Here is a 25,110-nt window from a genome sequence, read left to right as displayed (position 1 = left end):
GAGCGGGTGAGGTCCGGGGCTGATCCCCCGGACCTCACCCGTTCTTACGTCGCTGCGGGCTTCGCCGGGAGCTCGACCGTGAAGGTCGTCTCGCCGGGGCGGCTCTGCATCGAGATGGTTCCGTGGTGCGCCTCGACGATCGCCTTGGCGATCGACAGGCCGAGGCCGGATCCGCCGGTCTTCCGGGCACGAGAGGCGTCGGCGCGCATGAAGCGCGTGAACAGCTTCTCCTGCAGGGTCGGATCGATTCCGGGCCCCGTGTCGGTGACCGTCAGGACCGCGCGCGTCGCGGATCCCTCGCCCTCGGTGCGCACCGCGACGGTCACGGACGTGCCGTTCGGCGTGTGCGTGCGCGCGTTCGCGAGAAGGTTCGTCACGACCTGCGTCAGCCGCGCGCGGTCGCCGGCGACGAGAACCGGGTCCTCCCCCACGTCGGCGCCCCAGTCGTGCTCCATGCCGGCGATCGCCTGGTCGGCCACCGCGTCGACGACCAGCTGGTTCACGTCGACCATGTCGTAGACGAGTTCCTTGCCCTCGTCGAGGCGCGCGAGCAGAAGCAGGTCCTCGACGAGGCCCGTCATGCGCTGCGACTGCGCCTCGATCCTCTGCAGCGACTGGCGGCTGGTCTCGCTCAGGGTGCCGTCGCGCAGCGACAGCTCGCTGTATCCGCGGATCGACGACAGCGGCGTGCGCAGCTCGTGACTCGCGTCGGCGACGAACGCCCGCATCGTCTCCTCGTTGCGCTGGCGCGCCGAGAGCGAATCCTCGACGTGATCGAGGAGCGTGTTGAGGGCCGATCCGACCTGACCGACCTCGGTTCCCGGATCCGCGAGGGCCGGCGGCACGCGCTCGGCGATCGACACGTCACCCTGGTCGAGCCGCTGCTGTGCGACCCGTTGCGCCGTGTGCGCCACGCTCCGGAGCGGGCGCAGCCCGGACCGGATCACGGCCGACGTGGCGATGCCGAGCAGCAGCATTCCGCCGATCGTGGCGAAGCCGATCGCCCACAGCATCTGACGAAGGGTCGCGCTCTCCCCCGCGGTCGACAGGCCGAACACGCCGATCGTCTCGCCTGATCCGCGCGGGGCGATCGCCCCGACCCGGAACCCTCCGATCCCGGGGATCGTGACGGTGGTCAGCGGCGACGACGCGCTCGTCTTTGTGGCCTCGAGGATGCGTTCCATCTGGGATTCGTTCAGGGCGTACCGCTCGTAGTCGGTGCCGACGACCGCGCCCGTGGTTCCCGTGAACGGGCTCACGATGACGAGCAGCGTGCCGGGCGCGGCCTGCGCGGCCTGCAGCTGATCCTTGGCCGTTCCGTCGAGCATGCCGATGCCGAACTCGTTCTTGAGGTTCGTGAGCGCCTCGTTCGCGCGCGCATCCGCCTGCCCGTTCAGCACGTTGCTCAGCACGACGCCGGTCACGAGCGAGATCACGAGCATAATCGCGGCGACGATCGCGAAGATCGTGATCATCAGCCGGCCCTGCAGCGTCATGCGCGGCCTGCCCGCCTGCGGCGCCGGCCCGCGCGGAGGCAGGCCGTTCGTCACTGCGGGGCCTTGATCATGTAGCCGACGCCGCGAACCGTGTGGATGAGCGGGTCACGACCAGCGTCGATCTTCTTCCGCAGGTACGAGATGTACAGCTCGACGACACTCGATTTGCCGCCGAAGTCATAGTTCCAGACGCGGTCGAGGATCTGCGCCTTCGACACCACGCGACGCGGATTGCGCATCAGGAACCGCAGCAGCTCGAACTCCGTGGCCGTGAGCTCGATCTCCTCGCCCGCGCGGAGCACCTCGTGGCTGTCCTCGTTGAGGCTCAGCTCGCCGACGTGCAGGATCGGCTCGGGCTCGGCCGCGAGCGCCGTTCCGGCCCGGCGCATGAGCGCGCGCAGCCGGGCGACGACCTCTTCGAGGCTGAAGGGCTTGGTGACGTAGTCGTCGCCGCCCGCGGTCAGGCCCGCGACGCGGTCGGACACGGCGTCCTTCGCGGTCAGGAAGAGCACCGGCACCATGTTCTGCTGCTGGCGCAGGCGCTGCAGCACGCTCATGCCGTCGAGGTCGGGCATCATGATGTCGAGCACGAGCGCGTCCGGCGAGTACTCCTTGACCGCGTCGAGCGCCTCGAACCCGCTGGCCGCGGTGCGCACGTCCCACCCCTCCATGCGCAGCGCCATCGAGAGCAGATCGGTGAGCATCTGCTCGTCGTCGACCACGAGCACACGCACGGGCGTGCCATCGGGGCGGGTGAGTGCTGATCCGGGCGCAGGGTTCGTCATGAGCCCATTGTGCGCCGTTTTCTATGGATCGGCTATGGTGCGAGCTATGTACTTCCTGTGAGGCGCGCCAGCGGTCTCTATTACGCGGCGCCGTCGAACATGCTCGTGACGGAGCCGTCCTCGGACACTTCCTGGATGGCGCGCGCGAGGAGCGGGGCCGCCGACAGCACGGTGAGGCCCTCGAACCGGCGGTGCTCGGGCACCGGCACGGTGTCGGTCACGACGACGCGATCCACGGCCGGATCCTGCAGGCGCTCCGCCGCGGGATCGCTGAAGATCGCGTGGGTCGCGGCGACGATGATCTTCTTGGCGCCGTTCGCCTTCAGCGCCTGAGCGGCCTTGACGATCGTTCCAGCGGTGTCGATCATGTCGTCGACGAGGAGGCAGGTGCGCCCCTCGACGGATCCGACGATCTCGTGCACCGAGACCTGGTTGGCCACCTTCGGATCGCGCCGCTTGTGGATGATCGCGAGCGGCGCGCCGAGCGAGTCGCTCCACGTGTCGGCGACGCGCACGCGGCCCATGTCGGGCGAGACGACCGTGAGCGTCTCGCGCTCCTCCTCCGAGAGCGTCTCGATGAAGTGGCTCTCCAGAACCGGCTTCGCGAAGAGGTGGTCGACCGGACCGTTGAAGAAGCCCTGGATCTGGGAGGCGTGCAGGTCGACACTCATGATGCGGTCGGCGCCCGCCGTCGCGATGAGGTCGGTGATCAGGCGCGCCGAGATCGGCTCGCGACCGCGGCCCTTCTTGTCCTGGCGCGAGTACGGGTAGTACGGCACGACGACCGTGACACGCTTCGCCGATGCCCGCTTCAGCGCGTCGAGCATGATGAGCATCTCCATGAGATCCTCATTGATGTTGTCTCCGAACGACTGCACGAGGAACACGTCGGTTCCGCGCATCGAGACCGAGAAGCGCGTGTAGATCTCGCCGGACGCGAACGTGCGGTGCTCCGTCGGCGCCAGCTCGATGCCGAGGTGGCACGCGATGTCGGCCGCGAGCTCGGGGTGCGACCTGCCGGTCACGACCACCATGCGCTTGCGCGTCTTCTGCTCCCTGCCGGGAGCGATGCCCCGGGCAAGATCGAGCTCGACCGTTTTGTTCTTACTCGCCATCGGCTTGCTTCTCCGAACCCTGAGCCTCGACGGCCGCATCGGCCGCCGCCGTTCCCGACCTGTGTTTCTCAACCCACCCCGGAAGATTTCGCTGGGGTGCCACGCTCATCGCGAGGGCCCCGGGCGGAACATCCTTTCGGACCACCGCACCTGCTCCCGTCTTCGCGCCAGCACCCAGTGTAACGGGGGCGATCATGACGGTATGCGAGCCCGTCTTCACATGGTCGCCGACGACCGTGCGGTGCTTCGCGATGTCGTCGTAGTTCGCTGTGATGGCGCCGGCACCGAGGTTGACGCCCTCACCGATCTCGGCGTCGCCGACGTACGACAGGTGCGGCACCTTGCTGCCCGCGCCCACCGTGGAGTTCTTGATCTCGACGAACGTGCCGGCCTTCGCGCCCTCCGCGAGCTCGGCACCGGCGCGCAGATACGCCCAGGGGCCCACGTTGACGCCGCGCCCGATGACCGCGAGGGTCGCGTCGCTGCGGCGAACTGTGGCGTTCTCCCCGACCTCCGTGTCGACGAGCGAGGTGTCCGGACCGATCGTGGCGCCGGCGGAGACCGACGTCGCGCCGAGGATGTGCGTGTTCGGCAGAACCGTCACGTCCTGCGCGAGCGTCGCCGTGTCGTCGATCCACGTCGTGGCGGGATCTTGGATGGTCACGCCGGCCAGCTGCCAGCGGCGCACGACGCGCTGGTTCAGGATCCGCGCGGCCTCGCCGAGCTGCACGCGGTCGTTCACGCCGAGTGCGACACCCGCGTCGGGGGCCGTGACGCCCGCGATGGTATCGCCGCCGCGGCGCAGGATCCCGATCACGTCGGTGAGGTACATCTCGCCCTGCGCGTTGTCGGTGCCGACCTGCTCCAGCGCGCCGCGCAGCGCGGGCGCGCGGAACACGTAGACGCCGGGGTTGATCTCGGTCACCACCGTCTCCTCGGGCGTGGCGTCCTTCTGCTCGACGATCCGCTCGACCATGCCGTCGGATCCGCGGATGACGCGCCCGTAGCCGCTCGGATCCGCGAGGTGCGCGCCGAGCAGCGTCGCCGCGGCGCCGCGCGCACGGTGCTCCGAAAGCATCGCCTGGAAGGTCTCGACCTCGATCAGCGGAACGTCGCCCGAGAGCACGAGCACATCGCCTTCGAAGTCGCTGGGAAGCGCGTGCAGGCCGACCTGAACGGCGCGCCCCGTGCCGGGCACCTCGTCCTGATCGACGGCGATCGCGCCCGGGTAATCGTCGAGCGACGCGGCCACCTGTTCTCGCTCGTGGCGCACGACCACGCGCACGAGGTCGGCGCCGAGCGACTCGGCGCTGCGCAGCACGTGCCCGAGCAGCGTGCGCCCCCCGAGCCGGTGCAGGACCTTGGGCGTGGCCGACTTCATGCGGGTGCCCTGACCCGCCGCCAGAATCACAATTGCTAGGTTGTGCTCACTCACGCTCCGCCACCAGGACTCGAACCTGGACTTAACAGCTCCAAAGGCTGTCGTGCTGCCATTACACCATGGCGGACCACGGCCGTTCGGCCGCACTTCCATCTTGTCACGGCCGACCGAGTGATGCCGACTGGGCGATAATCGGATGATGGTCTCCGAACAGGACGAGGTCGACCGCATCGTCGGCGCCTGGGGCTCCGAGCGCCCCGACCTCGATTTCTCCCCCATGGCGGTGCTGTCGCGAGTCGACCGGCTCTCGCACCACCTCGATCGCGCCCGCCGCGAGGCGTTCCGGCGCACCGACATCGAGCCGTGGGAATGGGACGTGCTCTCGGCCCTGCGCCGCGCCGGAGACCCGTACCGCCTGAGCCCCAAGCAGCTGCTGCAGCAGACCCTCGTCTCGAGCGGCACGATGACCAACCGCATCGACCGCCTCAAGCAGCGCGGCCTCGTCGAGCGCGCGACGGATCCGTCCGACCGCCGCGGCGCGCTCGTCACGCTCACGCACGCGGGACGCACGCGGGTCGATGCCGCCATCACGCGCCTCATCGACGCCGAGTCGGAACTGCTGGGCGGCATGACCGCCCCGGATCAGAAGCGGCTGAGCACTCTTCTGCGGCACCTCCTCGTGTCGCTCGACTGACCGCGCGGCCGCGTAGGCTGGGACGGATATGGCACATCTTCTCGGGGCCGAGGCCCTGCACCTCGAATACCCGACACGCATCGTCTTCGACTCCATCACGCTCGGGATTGACGAGGGCGATCGCATCGGCATCGTCGGGAAGAACGGCGATGGGAAATCGAGCCTGCTCGCGATGCTCGCGGGCACCCTCGCGCCGCAGTCCGGCCGCGTCACGCGCCGCGGCGGCGTGCGCTTCGGTGTGCTCACCCAGGGCGACGACCTCGACCCCGACGGCACCGTGAGAGCGGCGATCGTCGGCGATCTCGACGAGCACGAGTGGGCGGGCGACGCGCGGATCCGCGACGTCATCGCGGGGCTCGCGGCCGACGTGCCGTGGGACGCGAAGATCCGCGACCTCTCCGGCGGGCAGCGCCGACGCGTCGCGCTCGCGGCGCTGCTGATCGGCGACTGGGACCTGGTCGCGCTCGACGAGCCCACCAACCACCTCGACGTCGAGGGAATCTCGTGGCTCGCCGGCCACCTCAAGAACCGCTGGTCGAAGAATGCGGGCGGGCTGATCGTGATCACGCACGACCGGTGGTTCCTCGACGAGATCTGCACGAAGACCTGGGAGGTGCACGACCAGATCGTCGAGCCCTTCGAGGGAGGCTACGCCGCCTACGTCCTGCAGCGCGTCGAGCGCGATCGCATCGCGGCCGCGACCGAGTCCAAGCGCCAGAACATGATGCGCAAGGAGCTCGCATGGCTGCGCCGCGGCGCGCCCGCCCGCACCGCGAAACCGAAGTTCCGCATCGAGGCGGCGAACGAGCTCATCGCGGACATTCCGCCCGTACGGAATCCGATCGAGCTCAAGCAGATGGCCGTCGCGCGCCTCGGCAAGGACGTCATCGACGTGCTCGAGGCGGGCGTCTCGTTCGGCGACCGCGAGATCCTTCGCGATGTCACCTGGCGCATCGGCCCCGGCGAGCGCACCGGCATCCTCGGTGCGAACGGCACCGGGAAGACGACCCTCCTGAACCTCGTCGCGGGCGTGCTCGAGCCGACGTCGGGCCGCGTCAAGCGCGGCAAGACGGTGAAGCTCGGCATGCTCGATCAGCAGTTCTCTCAGCTCGCCACCATCGGATCCGATCGGGTGCGCGAGGTGCTCGGGCGCGAGAAGACGACGTTCAACATCGACGGCAAGGATCTCTCGCCGGCGCAGCTGCTCGAGCGGCTCGGTTTCGCGCGCGAGCACCTCTCCGCGCGCGTCGATGAGCTCTCCGGAGGGCAGAAGCGCCGCCTGCAGCTGCTCCTCCTGCTGCTCAGCGAGCCCAATGTCATCGTGCTCGACGAGCCGACGAACGACGTCGACTCCGACATGCTCGCCGCGATGGAGGACCTGCTCGACTCGTGGCCCGGCACCCTCATCGTCGTCAGCCACGACCGCTATCTGCTCGAACGCATCACGGATCAGCAGTACGCGATCCTGGGCGGGAAGCTCCGGCACGTGCCGGGCGGCGTCGATGAGTACCTGAGGCTGCGCGCGCAGGGCGATGCGCCCGCAGCGTCGGCGAGCGCAGCGGCCGAAGCGCCGGGGCTGACGGGATCCGACAAGCGGTCCGCCGAGAAGGAGCTCGCGTCGATCGAGCGCCGGCTCGAGAAGATCGAGCGCGAGACGAAGAATGTCCACGCGAAGATGGCCGCGCACGACCAGGGTGACTTCGACGGACTGCAGAAGCTGAATGCCGACCTTCAGACGCTGCGCGACGAGTCCGATTCACTCGAGGAGCGCTGGCTCGAGCTCGGCGAGCTGCTGGGCTGACGCGCACCCGCGCCCGGCCGCCGCTGCGGGTGCACAATGGTCGGATGGGACTCTTCAGCCAGCAGCGCGACCAGCACCTCGGTTCGATGGCAATCCCCGGCGAACCGCTCAATCGCGATGACCCCGCGGAGTTCCTCGCGGATCCCCCGGCGACCGACATACTCGGGCTGGCCGAGCCGGCATCGGTGACGTCGATCGAGATCGAGATGCCCGACGCGGAGTAGCCCGTCGTGATCCCGCGCTCAGTCGCGGTGTGACCCGGCCCGAAGCATGTCGTGCAGCCGACCCTCGAGCGGCGCGATGCGCGGGTCGGCGAAGAACCGGTCGTCGCGCGGGATGTCGCGACTGACCTGCACCTCGCCGACGAGCCGTCCGGGGCGGCTCGACAGCACGTGCACGCGGTCGGAGAGCCGAATGGCCTCGCGGATGTCGTGGGTCACGAGCAGAATGCTCCAGCGGTGCACCGCCCAGATGTTCAGCAGCCACATTTGCAGGTCGTCGCGGGTGATGGCGTCGAGCGCGCCGAAGGGTTCGTCGAGCAGGAGCAGCGGCTTCTTCTGGACGACGGTGCGCAGAAGCGACACGCGCTGGCGCATGCCGCCCGACAGCTGCCGGGGGTAGCGATCCTGGGTGCCCTGGAGGCCGAACGTGTCGAAGAGGGCGTCGGCCTGCTGCCGCGCCTCTCGCCGCCTGACGCCGGCGACTTCCAATCCCACCGCGGCATTGTCGAGGGCGCGGCGCCACGGCAGCAGCGCATCCCGCTGCGGCATGTAGGCGACCGGGCGCGCGCGCCCGGTCATGGGCGCGCCGTCGAACAGCATGCGTCCGGATTCGGGGGCGAGCGCGCCGGTCAGCAGGCTGAGCAGGGTCGACTTGCCGCTGCCGGAGGGCCCGATGAGGCTCACGATCTCGCCGGGCGCCACCGAGAGCGAGACGCCGTCGAGAACGGGCGCGCCGCCGAACCCCTTTCGAACGTCGGTGAGGTCGAGCCCGGACATCATGTGCGCTCCCCCACGTCGATCCGGTGCCAGGGCAGCGCCGCGCGCTCGATCAGGACGACGAGCAGATAGAGCAGGAGGGTGAGGACCGAGCTCACGGCCACGGCGGCCAGCACGAGGTCGGTGCGGAAGACGTTCTTCGCCGACTGCATGTACACGCCGAGCCCGGATACGGCCCCCGCGTACTCCGCGAACACCGCGCCGACCACCGCGTAGGTGATCGAGATGCGCAGCGCCGAGAAGAAGGACGGCATGGACGCAGGCAGACGGATTGTGCGGAACACCCGCACGCGCCCCGCCCCCATCGAGCGCAACAGATACTGGGCGTCGGAATCGGCGGACGCGAAACCGCGCATGAGGCCGACGACCATGGGGAAGAACGTCACGAACGCGACCAGCAGCACCTTGGGCAGCAGCCCGAAGCCGAACCACAGCACCACGAGAGGGGCGAGCGCGATGAGGGGCAGGGTCTGGCCGACGATCAGCAGCGGCAGGATCGCTCCGCGCAGGGTGCCGGAGAAGTCCAGGGCGGAGGCGACGACGAACGCCACCGTGATCGACAGGATGAAACCCAGAACCGTCGCCGCGAGCGTGGGCGCCGTGTGCCTGATCAGTACGTCCCATTGGCCGATGCCCTGGCCTGCGACGTGCGACGGCGCCGGAAGAACGCTCGGGTCGACGATGCCCGTGGCCGACACGGTCTGCCACACCATCAGGAGCACAGCGGCGGCGATGAGCGGAGGAACAACGGTCGCGGCTGCGTTGCGCAGGTGACGCACGGGCTACCCGAGGAAATCATTGGTGTAGTACGCGGACCAGTCGGGCGCCTCGGTGAGCGTCTCACCGGATCCGTCGGTGACGACGCCGTTCTCGATCAGGAACGCGCCGAACTCCTCCCACTTCTCGGGCACCGCTTCGCCGATCTCCACGCCGTCGGCGACGAAGTAGCGCTCCGCGAGCAGCCGTGTGCTGCGCGTCACGAGTTCGTCGGCCTCGCCGAGCGTGTCGGGGTTGGCCTCGATCAGGAGGTCGGCGGCATCGTCCGGGTTCTCGGCGGCGTAGGCGTAGCCGCGCTGGACGGCGCCCACGAACGCTCGGGCCTCGTCGGGGTTGTTCTCGAGGAACGCATCGCTCGAGACGATGCCGGTCGACTGCACGTCGGGCACCCCGAAGTCCTGGTACCGGAACGATGCGTACGGGTGGCCGTCGAGCTCGGTCTGGATGTCCTCCCAGGTCGACACCGAGAGGGTGAAGTCGATGCGCCCCTGGCTGAGCGCCTCGTACGCGCCCGTGTCGAGCACGACCTCCTCGAACTCGCCCGTGCCGTCGTCGTCGACGGCGACCGCTCGAGCGAGGGCGCTGTAGAGCGGCGATCCGAAGCCCCCGAAGACGAGCCCATCGAGGTCGGCGGGCCGGGTGATGTCGTCGCGGTCGCCCAGAAAGACGACCTGGCCGGTGTCGGTCTGCGTCACCTGGAACACGGAGACGACGTCGCGCCCGGCGGATCGGGCGAGCTGCACGCCCGCTTGGCCCGCGGATCCGAAATCGGCCGCGCCCGCCGACACGAGGTCGGGCACCGCGGTCGACGCGTACGGGAGGATCTCGACGTCCAGGCCGGCGTCGGCGAAGTAGCCGAGCGCGTCGGCCACGTAGACGCCGATGTGGTTGGTGTTGGGCGCCCAGTCGAGCGCGAAGGTGACCTCGTCGCGCGGATCCGGTGCGTCGCTCGAGTTCGCCTGCGCGGAACAGCCGCCGAGGATGAGCGCACCGACGGCGGCGACGGATGCCGCGCCGAGGGGTCGACGAATGGAAATGTTCTCTTGCATGGGTGTGCCCTTTCGAGGTGGGCACGGGTTATCAGAGATGCCTCCCTGCGCTGGCATGATCCAGATCAGGTTCGACGGTCGAAGGTTGGTGACCTTCCTCTCAGCCCGGCTCACCGGACTCCCGTGTTGCGAACAGCGTACCGGCTGCCGCTAGTGTGTGTCGTCATGACCTCGACGCACCCGTCCCCTCCGATGACCCCGCAGCAGTACGGGGTCGGCGCACGCCTGACCCTCTCGGTGTACGAATCCGACTACGTTCGCATCATCGTGGGCGCGCTCGACGCGGCGGATGCCAGCGGCCTCACGGTGAAGACCGACGACGTCTCCACGTTCGTCGGCGGATCCGAGAGCGACATCCTGCGCTTCCTGCGCGACACGATCGCCGCCGCCGCGGCGTCGGACGCGCACCTGTCGGCGAGCATCCTGCTCTCGCGCGGCTGCCCCGGCGAACTGCAGTGCGAGCTGCCGCCCGGCGTCGCGGCGCTGGGCGCGGATCCGGTGCGGTTGGAGCCCACGGGGGTTACGGCGGGCGCGCACTGGTCGCTGTATCCGCTCCTCGACGGGGGCGCGGGCGGCGACCACATGGGCGCGATCTACGCGGCCATCGAGCAGGCGAGGAGGTCGGGCGTGTTCACCTCCTCGGATCACTTCGCGACACGGCTCGACGGCGATCTCGCCGAGGTGCTCGAGACCGTCGCGAATGCGTGGATCGGGGTGGGGCGCACGGTGCAGCACGTGACGACGCACGTCACGGTGTCGATCAACAGTCCGACGCAGCGATGAACGACGCGATGATGCGCCGGATGCACCTGGTGGGGATGGTCAATCCGCCGACGAGCCAGTATGCCGAGAACTGGCGCAATCCGCTCGGCCGCGCCGACTGGCTGCGCGCGAGCTTCTACACCGACCTGGGCCGCACGCTCGAGCGGGGCCTGTTCGACATGATCTTCTTCGCGGACGCGCTGGCGGTTCCCGAGGCGGCGGACGGGTCGTACGATACGACGCTCCTCACGGGCGGCAAGGGAAGCATCTACCTGGATCCCATCGCGACCATCTCGCTCGTCGCCGGCGCCACCAGCCGCATCGGGCTCGGCGCGACCCTGTCGACGAGCTTCGTGCCGCCATACACGATCGCGCGGCAGCTGCTGACGGTCGATCACCTCTCCGGCGGCCGCGCGGCGTGGAACATCGTCACGTCGACGACCGACGCCGAGGCGCGCAACATGGGTCGGGAATCCATCGCGAACCCGGTCGACCGGTACGACGTCGCCGACCGCGTCGTGGGCACGGTGCGCGACCTGTGGCGCAGCTGGAATCCGGACGGGCTGGTGCTCGATCGCGATGGGCGACGGTTCGCGGATCCCGCGAAAGTGCATCGCGTTCCCGCGCGCGAGGGCGAGGACCCCCTGTCCCGTGGGCCGCTCACTCTGCCACCGAGCCCTCAGGGGCACCCCGTGCTCATGCAGGCGGGCTCGTCGTCGAGAGGACGCGATTTCGCCGCCCGATGGGCCGAGGTGATCTTCGCGATCGGCGACTCCGAGGAGCAGATGCGCGACTTCCGCACCGAGGTCCACGAGCGGGCGGCGCGTGACCACGGACGCGACAAGAACAGCATTCGCGTGCTGCAGGGCATGCAGCCGATCGTCGGGTGGACCGACGCTGATGCCGCCGAGAAGCTCGCTCGGCTGCGGTCGCAGATCTCGCTCGAGGATGCGCTGGTGAAGCTCGGGCGCCTGCTTCATGCGGCGGAACCGCTCGATCCTCGCGCCGCGGCGGTCGAGGTGCTCGCCGCGCATCGCGGGGCAACCGGCAGCGTCGGGTTCGAAGACATGCTCGCGTCGGTGAGTGCGCGTCGCCGCTACACGGTGGCGGACCTCGCCATCGAACAGTCGATGAACCAGCTGCACCCGCAGTTCGTGGGGTCGGCCGAGTCGGTTGCCGACCAGCTCGAGCACCTGTTTCGCAGTGGGGCCGCCGACGGTTTCATCGTGATGCCCGCGCTGTACCACTCGTCGTTCGAGGAGTTCGTCGACGGCGTCGTGCCGGAGCTTCAGCGTCGCGGAATCTTCCGCACGCGCTACGCCGGAGACACCCTGCGCGAGCATCTGCGGGAGTGATCGGGGCACTCCTGTTTATAGAACATTAGTTCTAAACTCTTCTTGCTCTGCTCGTATCTTTATTCTAAAATAAGGGTATGGCAACGACGTCGGATTCCCCGCAGATCGCGCGCGGTGTGCGTCGGCGGGTCGCGGATGCGACGCCTCTGGTCGCGGGACTCACCGGCGAGATCTCCTCGCTCTCCGACGCCGATCTCGTCTCTGCCGTGGAAGAGGTCGAGGCGCTCGTGCGCCAGGTGGATGCGCTGAAGGTCCGCGTCGCGGGCGAGGTCGACGTGCGCTCCGATCCCCTCGACGGCGACCGCGTGGGCGATGATCGCCTCGCGATCGCATTCGGCTGCCGCAACGCCACCGAACTGCTCGAGCGCACGACCCGCGCGTCGGTGCCCGAGCTGCGGTCGCGCGTGCGCCTCGACCGCCGCACGCGCGACCGTCATCACCTCATGACGGGCGAATCCACGACCCGGTATCCCATCGTCGCGCAGGCATTCCGCGACGGCGCCATCGGCATCGACATCGCGCGACACCTCACCGACGAACTGGATCACGCTTCCAAGACGCACCACATCGACCCCGACGAGAAGCGCACAGCCGAGCGCGAGATCATCGGCGCAACTGTTGCGGGGCTCACCGGCGCCGAGTCCGCGTCCGAATGTGATGATGCGCTTCCATCCACGTTCGACGAATACCGCACGCTCGCGCAGGTGTGGATCGAGTTCCTCACCCGCGATGGCGTCGAACCCGACGACGATTGGCAGGCGCGACGTCGCGGTTTCTCGCTCGGCCGCGCGAGGAACGGACTCGTCCCCGTTCGCGGCGATCTCATTCCCGAGGTCGCCGCGGGTATTCAGCGCCTCTTCGACGCCTACGCCGGTTCCCGAACGCTGTTCGCGCCCGGAACGCCCGAGCCGGGCACCGACCAGAGCACGCCGTGGAACGGCGACGAGAAGTACGATGACCCGCGCACCGCGATCCAGCGAAACCATGACGTGCTCGGTTCGATCGTGCAGGCGGCCGCGCGCTCAGCCGATGCCCCTCGCTCGGCGGCGCGGCCCCGACACTCGTCGTCACGACGACGATCAGCGATCTCGACGGCGGCATCGTCGATGTCGACGGCGTGGACGTCGCCGCACCTGCACGCCTTGCCCACCGCATCGTCTGCACGGGTGCGGTTCAGAAAATGGTTTTCGACCGCAACGGTCGCATCGTTCAGATCGGCAACCGCGAGCGCCTGTTCAACACTCACCAGCGCCGAGCCATCGCCACCCGCGACGGCGGATGCATCATCCCCGGCTGTTCGATTCCGGCTGGGTGGTGCGAGATCCACCACGTGGACGAGCACGCTCACGGCGGCGAGACCCACACCGATAACGGCGTGCTGCTGTGTTGGAATCACCACCACAACCTCGAAGGCTCCGGGTGGGGCATCCGCATGCGCGATGGCGTGCCCCTCGTGAAGGCGCCGGGGTGGGTCGACCGACGGCAGATCTACCGTCCGATCCGCACCAAGCGCACTGAGCGGGAGAAGGTCCGCCGCCGAACCGCGGCTGCGCCGCCACCTCGATCAATCACTGCACCATTGCTCTGAAGCGCGATGCGCACGCGCTGAGAACGGGCTGCGAGGTGACCGGCGCGTTCTCGCATCGCGCGAGCTCTCGGTCGTGCTGCGTGGTCCGCCGCGCGGCTGTCAGCTTCGAACGAAGCGCACCCGCGTGCCGGGGCGCAGCTGTGCCGCGAGCGGCAGGTCGGCATCCGCAACGACGCCGATCACCGGATAGCCGCCGGTGACGGGGTGGTCCGGGCCGAAAAGTACAGGTTCGCCCGACGGCGGCACCTGCAGCGCTCCCCTTACAGTGCCTTCGCTCGGGAGGTCTCCTGTGCGAGGACGAAGCGGACGAGTCCCGTCCGCGGGGGTGAGGCGCGTGCCGACGCGGTCGGTCTCGGAGCTGACGACCCACACGGTATCGAAGAAGTGTGCGATCTCGTCGGACACGAACCAATCATCACGCGGACCGACGCGCACGCGCAGGGCGGCGGTATCGCCCCCTGCGAGCGGCGCTTCGGCGCTGGGCTCCTCCACGGAGGTCACGGCCGACGAGCCGATCTCGAGCACCTCGCCCGCACGCAGCGGGTCCGGGCCGATGCCGCTCAGGGTGTCGCGGGCGCGACTGCCGAGAGCGTCAGGCGCCGCGATCCCACCGCGCACTGCGATATACGCGCGGAGCCCGGTATCAGGGAATCCGAGTGCGAGGTCATCGCCCGCACGGAGGAGGACGGGCGTGCCAGCGGGAATCCGGACGGGCACGCGGTTGCGCGGCAGAGTGCGACCGGGCTCGACGAGCTCGTCCCGGGGTCCGCCGTCGTCGTCTGATTCGGCTGGCAGGGCGCGGCGCAGCTCCGCGCGGGCGTCCGCGCCCGTAAGCGCGAGGATCACGTTGATCTCGGCGCGCACCGACAGGCCGCCGAGAGTCTCGACGACCGCGGCGGCGCGCCCGTTCCCGACCAGACGGTTCGCGAGCCGCGCCGATGCGGTATCGGCCGCGCCCGATGCCGTCACACCGAGATACGCACGTCCGGGACGTCCGAGATCCTCCACGAGCGACATCGGCCCGGGCGCGAGGATCCGAAGCGCCGCGGTGGTCGCGGCCCTCGCGTCGGGCACCTGCGTTCCCGCAACGGCGGCCGCCGTGATCCGCTCGCGCACGGCGCGGAACCGCACGAGATCTCCCGGTGCGAGCAGCGCGGGCGGGCTGCGATCGATGTCCCACATCGTCGCCGTGGTTCGACCGATGAGCCGCCAGCCGCCCGGGGACGAACGCGGATACACGGCAGAGAACTCGCCCGCCAGCGCAACGGATCCCGCGGGTACAGCCGTGCGCGGGCTCTCCCTGCGCGACACCTGAAGTCTCGGATCGCCGCCCACCAGATACGCGAACCCGGGTGCGAATCCGCCGAAGGCCGCCGTCCAGGTCGAGGTCGTGTGGGCAGCGACGACGGCCTCTTCCGATAGGCCCGTGTGGGAGGCCACCTCCACGAGATCCGCGCCGTCGTAGATGACGTCGATGATTTCGGTGCGCCGGTCGATGTTCGGAATCGGTGTGAGCTCGACCTCGCCGACGCGGGTCGCCGCGCGCCGCGCCTGGCGGGCCGTCGCGAACGTGAGGAGCACCGTCCGCGCGGCCGCGACCTGATCCGTCTGGGCGATCGGATCCGCAGTGACCCGCACCTGAAACGCCAGCACGTCGTCGAGAGAGGCGAACTCGACCAGAAACGCGCGCTCCCCCACCCAGCGCACGCGCGGGTTCATACGAAGCTCCGCAGCTCGATTCCGGCAGTCTCGAGCCTCTCGCGCACGGTCGCAGCGAGCGCGACTGCGCCCGGAGTATCGCCGTGCAGGCAGATGCTCTCGGCATCGATCCGGACATCAGATCCATCGATCGCCTCGATCACCCCGTCACTCGCGAACCTCGCCATACGGCTGGCCACGGCCTCCGGATCCCGGAGCACCGCGCCGGTCTCCGTGCGCGGCACGAGCCGCCCGTTCGGCAGATACGCACGGTCGGCGAACGCCTCGCGGACACCGCGGATCCCGCGCGTGCGAGCGGTGTCGAGCGCGACGGATCCGGGCAGATGGAGCAGCGCGAGGTTCGGATCCACCGACGCCACGGCCTCGACGACCGCCCGCACGTGCGCTTCGTGGTGGACGATCGCGTTGTACAGCGCGCCATGCGGCTTCACGTATCGGACCTCGCCGCCCTCGCGACGGGCGAGAGCCTGGAGCGCGCCGATCTGGTAGGCGACATCATCGGCGAGCTCCGACTCGGAGCAGTCGATGAAGCGCCTGCCGAAGCCCACGAGATCCCGGTAGCCGACGTGCGCGCCGATCGCGACGCCGGCGTCGACGGCCGCGCGGCAGGTGCGGGCGATGCCCGACGGGTCCCCCGCGTGGAAACCGCAGGCGATGTTCGCGCTCGTGACGTGCCGGAACATCGCAGCGTCGTCGCCCATCGGCCACTCGCCGAAGGATTCGCCGACGTCGCTGTTGAGGTCCATCAGACCACGCGCGCGCCGTGAACGGGGCCGTAGACCGTGAGCGCCTCGTGGCCCGCTCGCTCGAGGCTCTGCTGCAGCGAGCGCGCCTCGATGCGGTTCTCCGCGAGGAACGCGAGGGTGGGTCCGGATCCGGAGACGATTCCGGCCAGCGCGCCGTTCGTCTCGCCGTACTCGAGCACGGCGGCGAGATCGGGGCGCAGCCGCAGAGCCGGTGCCTGGAGGTCGTTGTGCAGGGCTTCAGCGAGCATGCGCGCATCGCCTGCCCGCAGTGCGTGCAGCACCTCGCTCGGAACGGCGGGGGCCGCCGGCGAGTCGTCCTGCCGATCGAACTCGCGGTACACGTCCGGCGTCGACAGGCCGAGCGCGTTCGGAACGATGACCCACTCGAATCGGCCCCGCGCGAGCGCCGGGTTCAGCACGTCGCCGCGCCCCGTGCCGATCGCGGTGCCGCCCATGAGCGCGAACGGCACGTCGGCTCCGAGCCGGGATCCGAGAGCCTGCAGCTCGCGCATCGACAGTCCCGTGCCCCACAGGACATCGCACGCGACGAGCGCGGCCGCCGCGTCGGCGGATCCGCCCGCCATGCCGCCGGCGACCGGGACCTCCTTGCGGATGTCGATGTGCACCCCGCCGCCGTACTCGGTGTGCTCGGCGAGCAACCTCGCGGCCCTGAGCGCGAGGTTCGAATCGTCGGTGGGCACGCTCGACGTATCGATCGGCCCCGTGATCGACAGCGAGAAGCCGTCGGAGTGGCTCGCGATGATGTCCTCGAACAGGCTCACCGCCTGGAACGCGGTCGCGAGCTCGTGGTACCCGTCATCGGCGCGCGGCCCTGCCGCCAGAAAGACGTTGATCTTCGCCGGCGCGCGCACCCGAACGTCGGGGAACTCTTCGACGAGCGTCACTCAGAGGCCCAGAAATCGTCGCCGATCAGCTCGGCCGCGCGGTCGATGGCGTCGCTCTCCGCGGCGGTGAAGGCCGCTCCCTCGAGCGCGCGCACGTTCTCGTCGATCTGGTCGGGCCGGCTCGCGCCGATCAGCGCGCTCGTGACGACGCCGTCGCGCAGGACCCACTGCAGCGCCATCTGCGCGAGCGTCTGACCGCGATCGGACGCGATCGCATCGAGCGTGCGCAGCTGCTCGCGCGCCTCGTCCGTCACGCGCTTTCCGCCGAGGGATCCGCGCTGCTGCGCGCGATCCGCCTCGCCCTCGCCGAGGTACTTGTTCGTCAGCACGCCCTGCGCGAGCGGCACGAACGCGATCGCGCCCATGCCCTCCTGGCGCAGCGCGTCCGTCAGGCCGTCCTCGATCCAGCGGTTGATGATCGAGTACGACGGCTGGTGGATCACGAGCGGCGTGCCGAGGCTGCGGGCAACGGCCTTCGCTGCGATGGTCTGCTCGGCGGAGTACGACGAGATGCCCACGTACAGCGCCTTGCCCTGCTTCACAAGCGTGTCGAGGGCCCCGATCGTCTCCTCGATCGGGGTGACCGGATCGGGCCGGTGCGAGTAGAACACGTCGACGTAGTCGAGGTTCATCGACCGCAGCGACTCCTCGGCGCTCGCGATGAGGTACTTGCGCGAGGCCCAGTCGCCGTACGGCCCGCGCCACATGTCGTAGCCGGCCTTCGACGAGATGATGAGCTCATCGCGGTACGGGGCGAAGTCCTCGCGGAAGATGCGTCCGAAGTTCTTCTCGGCGGATCCGTACGGCGGGCCGTAGTTGTTGGCGAGGTCGAAGTGCGTGATGCCCCGATCGAACGCGTGGCGCAGCAGAGCGCGCTGGTTGTCCATCGGGATGTTGTCACCGAAGTTCCACCACAGGCCGAGCGAGATCGGCGGCAGGAACAGCCCCGACGCGCCTACCTGGCGATACTCGAACGCGTCGTAGCGGTCATCGGCCGCCGCGTACGGGCGGTTGAGATCAGCGAGGGGGCGGGAGTGGAAGCGGGGGGATTCGGTCACGCCTTCAGATTACCGGGCGGCGCGCACGGCGTGTGCAATGCGCAGGAACGCGGCGACCTCGAGCTCCTCGCCGCGCGCCGTCGGTGCCACGCCCGCCGCCTCGAGCAGCTCGCTCGCCGCCGCTGATCCGCCCAGCTCACGCGCGAGCGCCTGGCGCAGCATCTTGCGGCGCTGCTGGAAGGCGAGATCGATGATGCGGAACGTCTCGCGGCGGTCCTCTTCGGTCCCCATCGGCTGATCCGCGCGCTCGAAGCCGACGAGCACGCTGTCGACGTTCGGAACCGGCCAGAACACCTGGCGCGACACGGTTCCGGCGAGTCGCCAGGATCCGTACCAGGCGGCCTTCGCGCTCGGCGCGCCGTAGATCTTCGAGCCGGGACCGGCGGCGAGGCGCTCGCCGACCTCGGCCTGCACCATGACCACGCCGCGGCCGAGGCCGGGGAACATCTCCATGAAGTGCAGCAGCACGGGGACCGAGATGTTGTACGGCAGGTTCGCGACGAGCACGTTCGGGTCGCCCGGCAGTTCGGTCACCGTCATGGCGTCGTGCTCGATGACGGTCAGCGCGCCGTCGGGCACGCCCCGCTCCGCGGCCGTCCGCGCGAGGCGCGCGGCGAGGCGGCGGTCGATCTCGACGGCCGTGACGCTCGCCCCGACGTCGAGGATCGCGAGCGTCAGGGATCCGAGGCCCGGACCGATCTCGACGACGCGGTCGTTGCCGGTCACGCGAGCGGCGTGCACGATCTTGCGCACGGTGTTGGCGTCGACGACGAAGTTCTGCCCGAGCTTCTTCGTCGGTGTGACGTCGAGGTCTGCGGCCAGGCGGCGGATGTCGGCGGCGCCCAACAGGCGAACGGAACTCATGCCGGCAATCATCTCACCCCGCCTGCGGAGTTCCCTGCGACCCGGTCAGGCGAAGGCGCCGTAGACCTCTTGGGTGTTCGCGGCGACCTGGGCGCAGAGCTCGTCGAGGTCGGTGCCCAGCTCGTCCACCATGAACCGCATCGTGAGCGGCACCAAGTACGGCGCGTTCGGGCGGCCGCGGTGCGGCATCGGTGTGAGGAACGGCGCGTCGGTCTCCACGAGGACCCGCTCGCGCGGCGTCACGGCGAGGGCGTCGCGCAGATTCTGCGCGTTCTTGAACGTGACGTTGCCTGCGAACGACAGCCAGTACCCGCGATCCGCCGCCTCGCGTGCCATGTCGGCATCGCCCGAGAAGCAGTGGAAGACGGTCTTCTCCGGCGCCCCCACGCGAGCAAGAGTGTCGAGCACGTCGCGGTGCGCGTCGCGGTCGTGGATCTGCATGGCGATGCCGTGCTTCTTCGCCAGAGCGATGTGCGCCTCGAACGATTCCCGCTGCACGGCGTGGCCGTCCTCGCCCGTGCGGAAGTAGTCGAGTCCGGTCTCGCCGATCGCGCGGGTGCGCGGGTGCGCGGCCAGCTCGTCGATCACCGACAGCGCCTCGTCGAGCCGCCCCTCCGCCGCGTAGATCGGCGCGTCGTTCGGATGGATCGCCACGGCCGCGAGAACACGCGGATCCCGCTCGGCGGCCGCGACCGCCCACCGCGACGATTCGATGTCGCCGGACGCCTGCACGACGCCCGCGACGCCGGCCCGCTCCGCGCGGGCGAGCTGCTCGGCGAGGCCCAGCGGATCCTCGCCGTCGTCGATGTCGAGGTGGCAGTGGTTGTCGTAGACGGGCACGACGAGCGGCGCCGGCTCGTCGGGGTGGGTCAGGTCTTTGCGGCCCTTCGTCTCCCGCTTCGCGACGTACGTCTTGGCCATCAGTCCTCTTCGATGCGGGGGAACAGCGGGGCGAGCTTCGAGGTCTGCGTCCCCGGCGCGAGCTGGCCCCACGCGCCCGCCTCGCGGACGGGCTGCTTTGCGACCTCGCCGGCCCCTCCGAGCGCGGACCACAGCTTCGCCGTCGATTCCGGCATGATCGGCGAGAGCAGCACCGCAAGGGCGCGGAGCCCCTCGAGGCAGGTGTAGATGACCGTCGCGAGGCGATCGCGCTGCGCGTCGTCCTTCGCGAGCACCCACGGCTCGGTCTCGGTGATGTAGCCGTTGAGCGCGTCGACGATCGTCCAGACCTCGCTGATCGCCTGGTCGATGCGGAACCGCTCGATCGCGGCGTCGGCGTTCGCGGCGGCATCCGCGACGAGCTTCTGGATCTCCCGGTCGGCGTCGGTGTACTCCGCGGGCTCCGGAACGGATCCGTCGAAGTATTTCGCCGTCATCGCGATCGACCGCGAGGCGAGGTTGCCGAAGCCGTTCGCGAGCTCGGCGTGGTAGCGGGCCGCCATGTCCTCCCAGGAGAACGAGCCGTCCTGGCCGAACGCGATCGCCGAGAGGAAGTAGAAGCGGAACGCGTCGGATCCGAACGTGTCGACGAGCGTCGTCGGCGCGATGCCCGTCGCCTTCGACTTCGACATCTTCTCGCCGCCGACGAGCAGCCAGCCGTGCGCGAAGACGCCCCTGGGTACGTCGAGGCCGGCGGCCATCAGCATGGCCGGCCAGATGACGGCGTGGAAGCGCAGGATGTCCTTGCCGACCACGTGGTAGCCGGGCCAGCGCCGCTGGAAGTCCTCTTCGTCGGATCCGTATCCGACGCCCGTGACGTAGTTCAGCAGCGCATCGATCCACACGTACAGCACGTGCGACGAGTCCCACGGGATCGGAATGCCCCAGTCGAACGCGCTGCGCGAGATCGAGAGGTCCTTGAGCCCCTGCTGCACGAACGCGATGACCTCGTTCTTCGCCGACTCGGGGCGCACGAAGTCGGGCTGGCTGCGGTAGAGCTCGATCAGCTGGTCGGAGAACTCGCTGAGCTTGAAGAAGTAGTTCTTCTCGTGCAGCAGCTCGAGCGGCTTCGAGTGGATCGCGCAGACCATGAGGCCCTCGAACGCGCCCGTGCCCTCGACGATCTCGGCGTCGGGCTTGAACTCCTCGCAGCCGACGCAGTACAGGGCCTCGTACTCGCCCGCGTAGATGTAGCCGCGGTCGTAGATCGACTGCCAGAACTTCTGCGCGCGGGTCTCGTGGCGCTCCTGCGTCGTGCGGATGAAGTCGTCGTTCGCGACGTCGAGCGTCTCAAGCAGCGGCGACCATTCCTCGGCGACGAGCTTGTCGACCCATTCCTGCGGGCTCACGCCGTTCGCAGCGGCGGCGCGCATCATCTTCTGGCCGTGCTCGTCGGTGCCCGTGAGCATCCACGTGTCATCGCCCGACTGGCGGTGCCACCGCGCGAGCGCGTCGACGGCCACCGTCGTGTACCCGTGGCCGATGTGGGGCACATCGCTCGGGTAGTAGATGGGCGTGGTGATGAAGAACGAACCGCCTGAAGTCACGCGCTCCAGTCTAGGCCGTGTGTGACTGCATGTTTCGTCGGTGCTCAGCCGAGCATCTCGCGCATGAGGGGGCCCGCCGTCGCGGCGCCGCCCTTGCCTCTGGCCACGAACACGGCGACCGCGAGGTCGCCCTGCGTCGCGATCAGCCACGCGTGCGACGGGTACGCGCCCTTCGAATCGGGCTCACCGTACTCGGCCGTGCCGGTTTTGGCCGCGACCGCCGGATCGATCTTCGACAGGATCGAGGCGGATCCGTCGGTCACGGCCGCGCGCATCATATCGCGCAGCGCGGCGGCCTCGTCGGCCGACAGCGGCGCGGGATCCGACGGCGCGGCGGTCGCGGAGGGTGATGCGGGCGCGGAGGGCGTTTCGGTCTCCGCGGGCGCGGGCTCCCCGGAGTCCGCCTCGCCCTCCTCGCCGACGACGACGTGGGGCGTGACGGTCGCGCCCTCAGCGACCGACGCGGCGACCGTCGCCATGGCGAGGGGGCTCGCGAGCACCTTGCCCTGACCGATCAGCGCGGCCGCGCGCTCCGTCTCGCTCTCGGGCGTCGGCACGTCGCCGAGGAACGCGGGAACGCCGAGGTCGGCCTCCGCGTCGAGGCCGAGCGAGGCTGCGGCGTCCGCGAGCGCCTCGTCGTCGATCTTGTCGCGCAGGGCGATCATCGCCGTGTTGCACGAATTGGCGATCGCCTCGCGCAGCGTGATCTTGCCCGTCATGTCCGAGGGATAGCCGGGGTCGTTGTGGAACTCGAAGCCGTCGACCGTGAGGGTCTTCTTGCAGGCGACGGTGTCGTCGGGGCTCATCCCTGAGCGCAGCAGCGCGAGCGCGGTGACGATCTTGAACGTGGATCCGGGCGCGTACTGCCCCGCGGTCGCCGCGTTCGCCACGTCGTGCTCGGCGGAGTCCGCGGCCGCGAGGATCTCGCCCGTCGACGGCCGGATCGCGACGATCGACGCGGTTCCGCTCGTCCCCGCGAGCACGCGATCCGCCTTCTTCTGCAGGTCGACGTCGAGCGTCGTTTCGAGCGGATCCCCTGCTGCGGCCTCCCACTCGACGAGGGTGCGGCGCTCCTCCCCCGCGACGGCCTCAATGGTCGTCTTCGGAGTTCCGCGCAGGCGCTCGTCGTATGCCTTCTGCAGTCCCGAGAAGCCGACCTGATCGCCCGGGGCAATGTCGCCGTCCGACCCCTCGATGAGCTCGGCCGTCGCCTCGCCCGCGGTGCCCAGCAGGTCGCGGGCGAACACGCGCGTCGGGGCGAGCAGCATCACGTCGTCGACCGCCCGCGCGCCGGGGATCGCGTAGTAGTCGGCGTCGACCCGGTCGCTGGCCTCCGGGCGCAGCACGATCGCCTCGACGAAGGCCTCCTCGCCGGCCGCGACGGCCCGCGCCGCGAACTCGTCCGCGTCGATGCCCAGTGCCTCCCCGATGCGGAAGGCGGAGCCTTCGACCTCGGCGAGGGTGATCCAGCTCTTGTCGAGGCCGAACCGCGAGACCGGCCGTTCGGTCACGATCTCCTCGCCGCCCGAGCCCACGATGTCCGCGCGCTCGGGATACTCGCGCGTGATCTCGATGGTCTCGCCCTCATCGAGGTCGCCCGCGACGTCCGACGCCGTCGTGTCGGTCGTCCACTGGCCCTCGACGCGCGCGAAGTCGACGGGCACCTGGTATTCCCAGACCTCATCGTCGACGTGCCAACTGAGGTCGAGATCGACTGCGGCGGTCTCTCCGTCCAGCACCGGATCGCTGGCGGTCACCTCGACGTCGTACTCGGCGAGCGCCTCGGCCGGCCCATCGAAGCCGTCGAGCGAGCGGTTCTCGATCTTCGAGGTCAGCTCGGAGATCTCTTGATCGAGCCCCTCCGCAGGCGAACAGGCGGTGAGGCCGACAGCCAGCACGGCGGCGACGGTGACGAGAGCGGTCGTACGAGATGCGAGCACCGGGACAGTATGCACCCCGTCGGCGACCGCCGACGCCCCGCGACGCCGATGGCGGGCAAAACCGATCAGTGCGCGAGCGGCAATCGGCTCGCGACCTGCTGCAGCGCCTCGTTCGCCGGCAGCAGCACGTCGTAGAGCTCCTCGAAGACCGGCAGCAGCTCGGCGTACACGGCCGCGTCTGCGGGCACCGGTTCTGTGGTTCCCTCGATCGGCACCATGTCGGCGGCGACGTCGATCGACTCGATCATTCCGAGCGCCTCCATGCCGAGCAGCGCCGCCCCGAAGCCGGATCCCTCGGACGACTCGGGGAAGCCGATCGCGGATCCGAACGCGCTCGCGAGCGTCTGGCGCCACATCTCGTGCTTCATCACGCCGCCGGTCGCCCGGATCTCGCCGATCTCGAAGCCCGCCTCGATCATCGCGTCCTTGACCAGCGTCAGCTGCAGGGCGACGCCCTCGACGGCAGCGCGCACGAGGTGCGCGCGCCGGTGGGAGCGGGTGAGGCCGACGTAGGCTCCGCGGGCGACGCCGCCCCAGCGGGGCGCGCGCTCGCCGAGCAGGTACGGCAGCATCACGAGGCCGCCGGATCCCGCGGGAACCGTCATCGCCTCGTCGAGCAGCTGCGCCGTCGACAGCCCCGCATCGCCTGAGGCGAGCTCGCTGCGGACCCAGTCGAGCACGACGCCGCCGTTGTTGATGGCGCCGCCGATCACCCAGCGATCCTCGGTGAGCGCGTAGCAGAACACGCCGCCGCGCGAATCGACCGCGGGTCGGTCGACGGCGATGCGCAGGGCGCCGCTCGTACCCACCGAGCACGCGGCGACGCCGGGGTGCACGGCGCCGACGCCGAGGTTCGCGAGGGGTCCGTCACCGGCACCGACCACGACCGGCGTCGCCCGCGCGATCCCGGTCGCCGAGGCGGCCTCGGGAGAGAGCCCCTCCAACACGTACCGCGTCGGCACGAGCGTCGGCAGCTGGTCGGCTGTGATGCCCGCGATCTCGAGGGCTTCCTCGTCCCAAGCGAGACGGTGGATGTCCATCAGGCCCATGGCCGAGGCGAGCGAGTGATCCGTCACCAGCTCGCCCGTCATACGTGCAAGGATCCAGTCCTTGATGCCGACCCACATCGCGGCGCGCCCGAACAAGTCCGGCTCGTGGGCGCGGAACCACGAGATCTTCACGAGCGGCGACATCGGATGCACGGGGGTGCCGGTGCGCTGGTGCAGGGCGAGCCCGCGCTCACCCTGCCGCAGCATCTCAGCCTCGGCCTCCGCCCGCGTATCGGCCCACGTGAGCACGGGCGTCAGCGGCTCTTGGTCGGAGTCGAGAGCCATGATGCTGTGCATCGCGCTCGAGAAGCTCAGCCCCCGCACCCGATCCGCGCCGATCTCGGCGACCACATCGCGGAGCCCGCGATAGATGGCGTCGAGGATCAGGCGCGGATCCTGCTCCGCGCGTCCGGGTGACGGTTCCTCGAGCGGATATCCGTTCGAGGCCTCGGCGACGGCCGCGCCGTCCGCCTGGTAGGCAACGACCTTCGTGGCGGTCGTGCCGAGATCGATGCCGATGACGACGTCGTGAGCCATGTGCG

General features: G+C 69.7%; 22 protein-coding genes, 1 tRNA gene and 1 riboswitch. Of the genes, 6 read left to right on the top strand and 17 right to left on the bottom strand.

Features of this window, described 5'->3' with window-relative positions:
• Positions 1–44 precede the first annotated feature (44 nt).
• The 5 genes from G510_RS0105225 to G510_RS0105205 all read right to left on the bottom strand — a co-directional run bounded on the left by G510_RS0105225 (position 45) and on the right by G510_RS0105205 (position 4,904).
• Complete coding sequence (locus G510_RS0105225; protein ID WP_342664727.1) at positions 45–1,550, bottom strand: sensor histidine kinase; 1,506 nt, start codon at positions 1,548–1,550, stop codon at positions 45–47.
• Complete coding sequence (locus G510_RS0105220; protein WP_029152776.1) at positions 1,547–2,281, bottom strand: response regulator transcription factor; 735 nt, start codon at positions 2,279–2,281, stop codon at positions 1,547–1,549. Before G510_RS0105220 ends, G510_RS0105225 begins: the two co-directional genes overlap by 4 nt.
• Before the next feature lie 80 nt (positions 2,282–2,361).
• A complete protein-coding gene (locus G510_RS0105215; RefSeq protein ID WP_029152775.1) occupies positions 2,362–3,396 on the bottom strand; it encodes a ribose-phosphate diphosphokinase in 1,035 nt (344 codons plus the stop codon).
• Positions 3,386–4,831 carry a bifunctional UDP-N-acetylglucosamine diphosphorylase/glucosamine-1-phosphate N-acetyltransferase GlmU gene (gene glmU / locus G510_RS0105210; RefSeq protein ID WP_029152774.1) on the bottom strand — a complete coding sequence of 482 codons (1,446 nt, stop codon included), beginning with the start codon at positions 4,829–4,831 and terminating at the stop codon, positions 3,386–3,388. The genes G510_RS0105215 and glmU overlap by 11 nt, the downstream gene beginning before the upstream one ends.
• A 1-nt stretch (position 4,832) precedes the next feature.
• Positions 4,833–4,904 (bottom strand) — tRNA-Gln (locus tag G510_RS0105205).
• Positions 4,905–4,976: 72 nt separating this feature from the next.
• On the opposite strand from G510_RS0105205, the gene G510_RS0105200 reads away from it, so the two are divergent.
• Genes G510_RS0105200 through G510_RS0105190 form a run of 3 tightly spaced genes read left to right on the top strand, consistent with a single transcriptional unit; the run spans position 4,977 to position 7,496 of the window.
• The gene (locus tag G510_RS0105200) at positions 4,977–5,471 is read left to right on the top strand and encodes a MarR family winged helix-turn-helix transcriptional regulator (RefSeq protein WP_029152773.1); all 495 of its coding nucleotides are present in this window, start codon (positions 4,977–4,979) and stop codon (positions 5,469–5,471) included.
• 28 nt (positions 5,472–5,499) lie between these two features.
• Positions 5,500–7,272, top strand: a complete 1,773-nt coding sequence (locus tag G510_RS0105195) for an ABC-F family ATP-binding cassette domain-containing protein (protein WP_029152772.1) — start codon at positions 5,500–5,502, stop codon at positions 7,270–7,272.
• A 44-nt stretch (positions 7,273–7,316) separates the two neighbouring features.
• Positions 7,317–7,496 carry a hypothetical protein gene (locus G510_RS0105190; RefSeq protein ID WP_029152771.1) on the top strand — a complete coding sequence of 60 codons (180 nt, stop codon included), beginning with the start codon at positions 7,317–7,319 and terminating at the stop codon, positions 7,494–7,496.
• A gap of 18 nt (positions 7,497–7,514) precedes the next feature.
• Here G510_RS0105190 and G510_RS0105185 read toward each other — a convergent pair whose 3' ends face one another.
• The 3 genes from G510_RS0105185 to G510_RS0105175 are packed head-to-tail and all read right to left on the bottom strand — an operon-like array spanning position 7,515 to position 10,096.
• Positions 7,515–8,273, bottom strand: a complete 759-nt coding sequence (locus tag G510_RS0105185; protein ID WP_245563235.1) for an ABC transporter ATP-binding protein — start codon at positions 8,271–8,273, stop codon at positions 7,515–7,517.
• Complete coding sequence (locus tag G510_RS0105180; protein WP_029152769.1) at positions 8,270–9,049, bottom strand: ABC transporter permease; 780 nt, start codon at positions 9,047–9,049, stop codon at positions 8,270–8,272. Before G510_RS0105180 ends, G510_RS0105185 begins: the two co-directional genes overlap by 4 nt.
• Positions 9,050–9,052: 3 nt before the next feature.
• Positions 9,053–10,096, bottom strand: coding sequence for an ABC transporter substrate-binding protein (locus G510_RS0105175; RefSeq protein ID WP_051216387.1), 1,044 nt, complete (start codon positions 10,094–10,096; stop codon positions 9,053–9,055).
• Between the two features lie 27 nt (positions 10,097–10,123).
• Positions 10,124–10,231: riboswitch (TPP riboswitch) on the bottom strand.
• Positions 10,232–10,261: 30 nt separating this feature from the next.
• Between G510_RS0105175 and G510_RS0105170 the strand changes: the two genes are divergently transcribed.
• The 3 genes from G510_RS0105170 to G510_RS15420 all read left to right on the top strand — a co-directional run bounded on the left by G510_RS0105170 (position 10,262) and on the right by G510_RS15420 (position 13,670).
• Positions 10,262–10,879 carry a YkoF family thiamine/hydroxymethylpyrimidine-binding protein gene (locus tag G510_RS0105170; RefSeq protein WP_029152767.1) on the top strand — a complete coding sequence of 206 codons (618 nt, stop codon included), beginning with the start codon at positions 10,262–10,264 and terminating at the stop codon, positions 10,877–10,879.
• Complete coding sequence (locus G510_RS0105165) at positions 10,876–12,213, top strand: NtaA/DmoA family FMN-dependent monooxygenase (RefSeq protein ID WP_029152766.1); 1,338 nt, start codon at positions 10,876–10,878, stop codon at positions 12,211–12,213. The genes G510_RS0105170 and G510_RS0105165 overlap by 4 nt, the downstream gene beginning before the upstream one ends.
• Before the next feature lie 77 nt (positions 12,214–12,290).
• Positions 12,291–13,670 (top strand): DUF222 domain-containing protein, encoded by a 1,380-nt coding sequence (locus tag G510_RS15420; protein WP_036322046.1) that lies wholly within the window; start codon positions 12,291–12,293, stop codon positions 13,668–13,670.
• Positions 13,671–13,900: 230 nt separating this feature from the next.
• Here the strand turns inward: G510_RS15420 and G510_RS15415 are convergent, their stop codons facing one another.
• From G510_RS15415 to G510_RS0105115, 9 genes are all read right to left on the bottom strand, one after another.
• Positions 13,901–15,520 (bottom strand): 5-oxoprolinase subunit B/C family protein, encoded by a 1,620-nt coding sequence (locus G510_RS15415; protein WP_051216385.1) that lies wholly within the window; start codon positions 15,518–15,520, stop codon positions 13,901–13,903.
• Positions 15,517–16,266 carry a LamB/YcsF family protein gene (locus tag G510_RS0105150; protein ID WP_036322043.1) on the bottom strand — a complete coding sequence of 250 codons (750 nt, stop codon included), beginning with the start codon at positions 16,264–16,266 and terminating at the stop codon, positions 15,517–15,519. Before G510_RS0105150 ends, G510_RS15415 begins: the two co-directional genes overlap by 4 nt.
• Positions 16,266–17,171 (bottom strand): 4-(cytidine 5'-diphospho)-2-C-methyl-D-erythritol kinase, encoded by a 906-nt coding sequence (locus G510_RS0105145; RefSeq protein ID WP_029152764.1) that lies wholly within the window; start codon positions 17,169–17,171, stop codon positions 16,266–16,268. The genes G510_RS0105150 and G510_RS0105145 overlap by 1 nt, the downstream gene beginning before the upstream one ends.
• A complete protein-coding gene (locus G510_RS0105140) occupies positions 17,168–18,229 on the bottom strand; it encodes an aldo/keto reductase (RefSeq protein WP_029152763.1) in 1,062 nt (353 codons plus the stop codon). Before G510_RS0105140 ends, G510_RS0105145 begins: the two co-directional genes overlap by 4 nt.
• A 9-nt stretch (positions 18,230–18,238) precedes the next feature.
• The gene (rsmA, locus tag G510_RS0105135) at positions 18,239–19,093 is read right to left on the bottom strand and encodes a 16S rRNA (adenine(1518)-N(6)/adenine(1519)-N(6))-dimethyltransferase RsmA (RefSeq protein ID WP_036322041.1); all 855 of its coding nucleotides are present in this window, start codon (positions 19,091–19,093) and stop codon (positions 18,239–18,241) included.
• Between the two features lie 45 nt (positions 19,094–19,138).
• Positions 19,139–20,014 (bottom strand): TatD family hydrolase, encoded by an 876-nt coding sequence (locus G510_RS0105130; RefSeq protein WP_029152761.1) that lies wholly within the window; start codon positions 20,012–20,014, stop codon positions 19,139–19,141.
• Positions 20,014–21,579: a methionine--tRNA ligase gene (gene metG / locus G510_RS0105125; protein WP_029152760.1), complete on the bottom strand. Its 1,566-nt coding sequence runs from the start codon at positions 21,577–21,579 to the stop codon at positions 20,014–20,016. The genes G510_RS0105130 and metG overlap by 1 nt, the downstream gene beginning before the upstream one ends.
• A gap of 44 nt (positions 21,580–21,623) precedes the next feature.
• Positions 21,624–23,519: a penicillin-binding transpeptidase domain-containing protein gene (locus G510_RS0105120; RefSeq protein ID WP_036322037.1), complete on the bottom strand. Its 1,896-nt coding sequence runs from the start codon at positions 23,517–23,519 to the stop codon at positions 21,624–21,626.
• A gap of 65 nt (positions 23,520–23,584) precedes the next feature.
• Entirely contained in the window at positions 23,585–25,105 is a 1,521-nt protein-coding gene (locus G510_RS0105115; RefSeq protein ID WP_029152758.1) for a gluconokinase, read from the bottom strand.
• Positions 25,106–25,110 lie beyond the last annotated feature (5 nt).

This window comes from Microbacterium gubbeenense DSM 15944, from assembly GCF_000422745.1.
Taxonomy (GTDB): domain Bacteria; phylum Actinomycetota; class Actinomycetes; order Actinomycetales; family Microbacteriaceae; genus Microbacterium; species Microbacterium gubbeenense.
This window is presented reverse-complemented; position numbering and strand designations above follow the sequence as displayed.

Excerpts from the sequence above, each read along its gene's own strand:
- G510_RS0105220 (WP_029152776.1), bottom strand. The coding sequence starts at position 2,281 with ATGACGAACCCTGCGCCCGGATCAGCACTCACCCGCCCCGATGGCACG.
- G510_RS0105215 (WP_029152775.1), bottom strand. The coding sequence starts at position 3,396 with ATGGCGAGTAAGAACAAAACGGTCGAGCTCGATCTTGCCCGGGGCATC.
- G510_RS0105200 (WP_029152773.1), top strand. The coding sequence starts at position 4,977 with ATGGTCTCCGAACAGGACGAGGTCGACCGCATCGTCGGCGCCTGGGGC.
- G510_RS0105195 (WP_029152772.1), top strand. The coding sequence starts at position 5,500 with ATGGCACATCTTCTCGGGGCCGAGGCCCTGCACCTCGAATACCCGACA.
- G510_RS0105190 (WP_029152771.1), top strand. The coding sequence starts at position 7,317 with ATGGGACTCTTCAGCCAGCAGCGCGACCAGCACCTCGGTTCGATGGCA.
- G510_RS0105185 (WP_245563235.1), bottom strand. The coding sequence starts at position 8,273 with ATGATGTCCGGGCTCGACCTCACCGACGTTCGAAAGGGGTTCGGCGGC.
- G510_RS0105175 (WP_051216387.1), bottom strand. The coding sequence starts at position 10,096 with ATGCAAGAGAACATTTCCATTCGTCGACCCCTCGGCGCGGCATCCGTC.
- G510_RS0105170 (WP_029152767.1), top strand. The coding sequence starts at position 10,262 with ATGACCTCGACGCACCCGTCCCCTCCGATGACCCCGCAGCAGTACGGG.
- G510_RS0105165 (WP_029152766.1), top strand. The coding sequence starts at position 10,876 with ATGAACGACGCGATGATGCGCCGGATGCACCTGGTGGGGATGGTCAAT.
- G510_RS15420 (WP_036322046.1), top strand. The coding sequence starts at position 12,291 with ATGGCAACGACGTCGGATTCCCCGCAGATCGCGCGCGGTGTGCGTCGG.
- G510_RS15415 (WP_051216385.1), bottom strand. The coding sequence starts at position 15,520 with ATGAACCCGCGCGTGCGCTGGGTGGGGGAGCGCGCGTTTCTGGTCGAG.
- G510_RS0105150 (WP_036322043.1), bottom strand. The coding sequence starts at position 16,266 with ATGGACCTCAACAGCGACGTCGGCGAATCCTTCGGCGAGTGGCCGATG.
- rsmA (WP_036322041.1), bottom strand. The coding sequence starts at position 19,093 with ATGAGTTCCGTTCGCCTGTTGGGCGCCGCCGACATCCGCCGCCTGGCC.
- G510_RS0105130 (WP_029152761.1), bottom strand. The coding sequence starts at position 20,014 with ATGGCCAAGACGTACGTCGCGAAGCGGGAGACGAAGGGCCGCAAAGAC.
- G510_RS0105115 (WP_029152758.1), bottom strand. The coding sequence starts at position 25,105 with ATGGCTCACGACGTCGTCATCGGCATCGATCTCGGCACGACCGCCACG.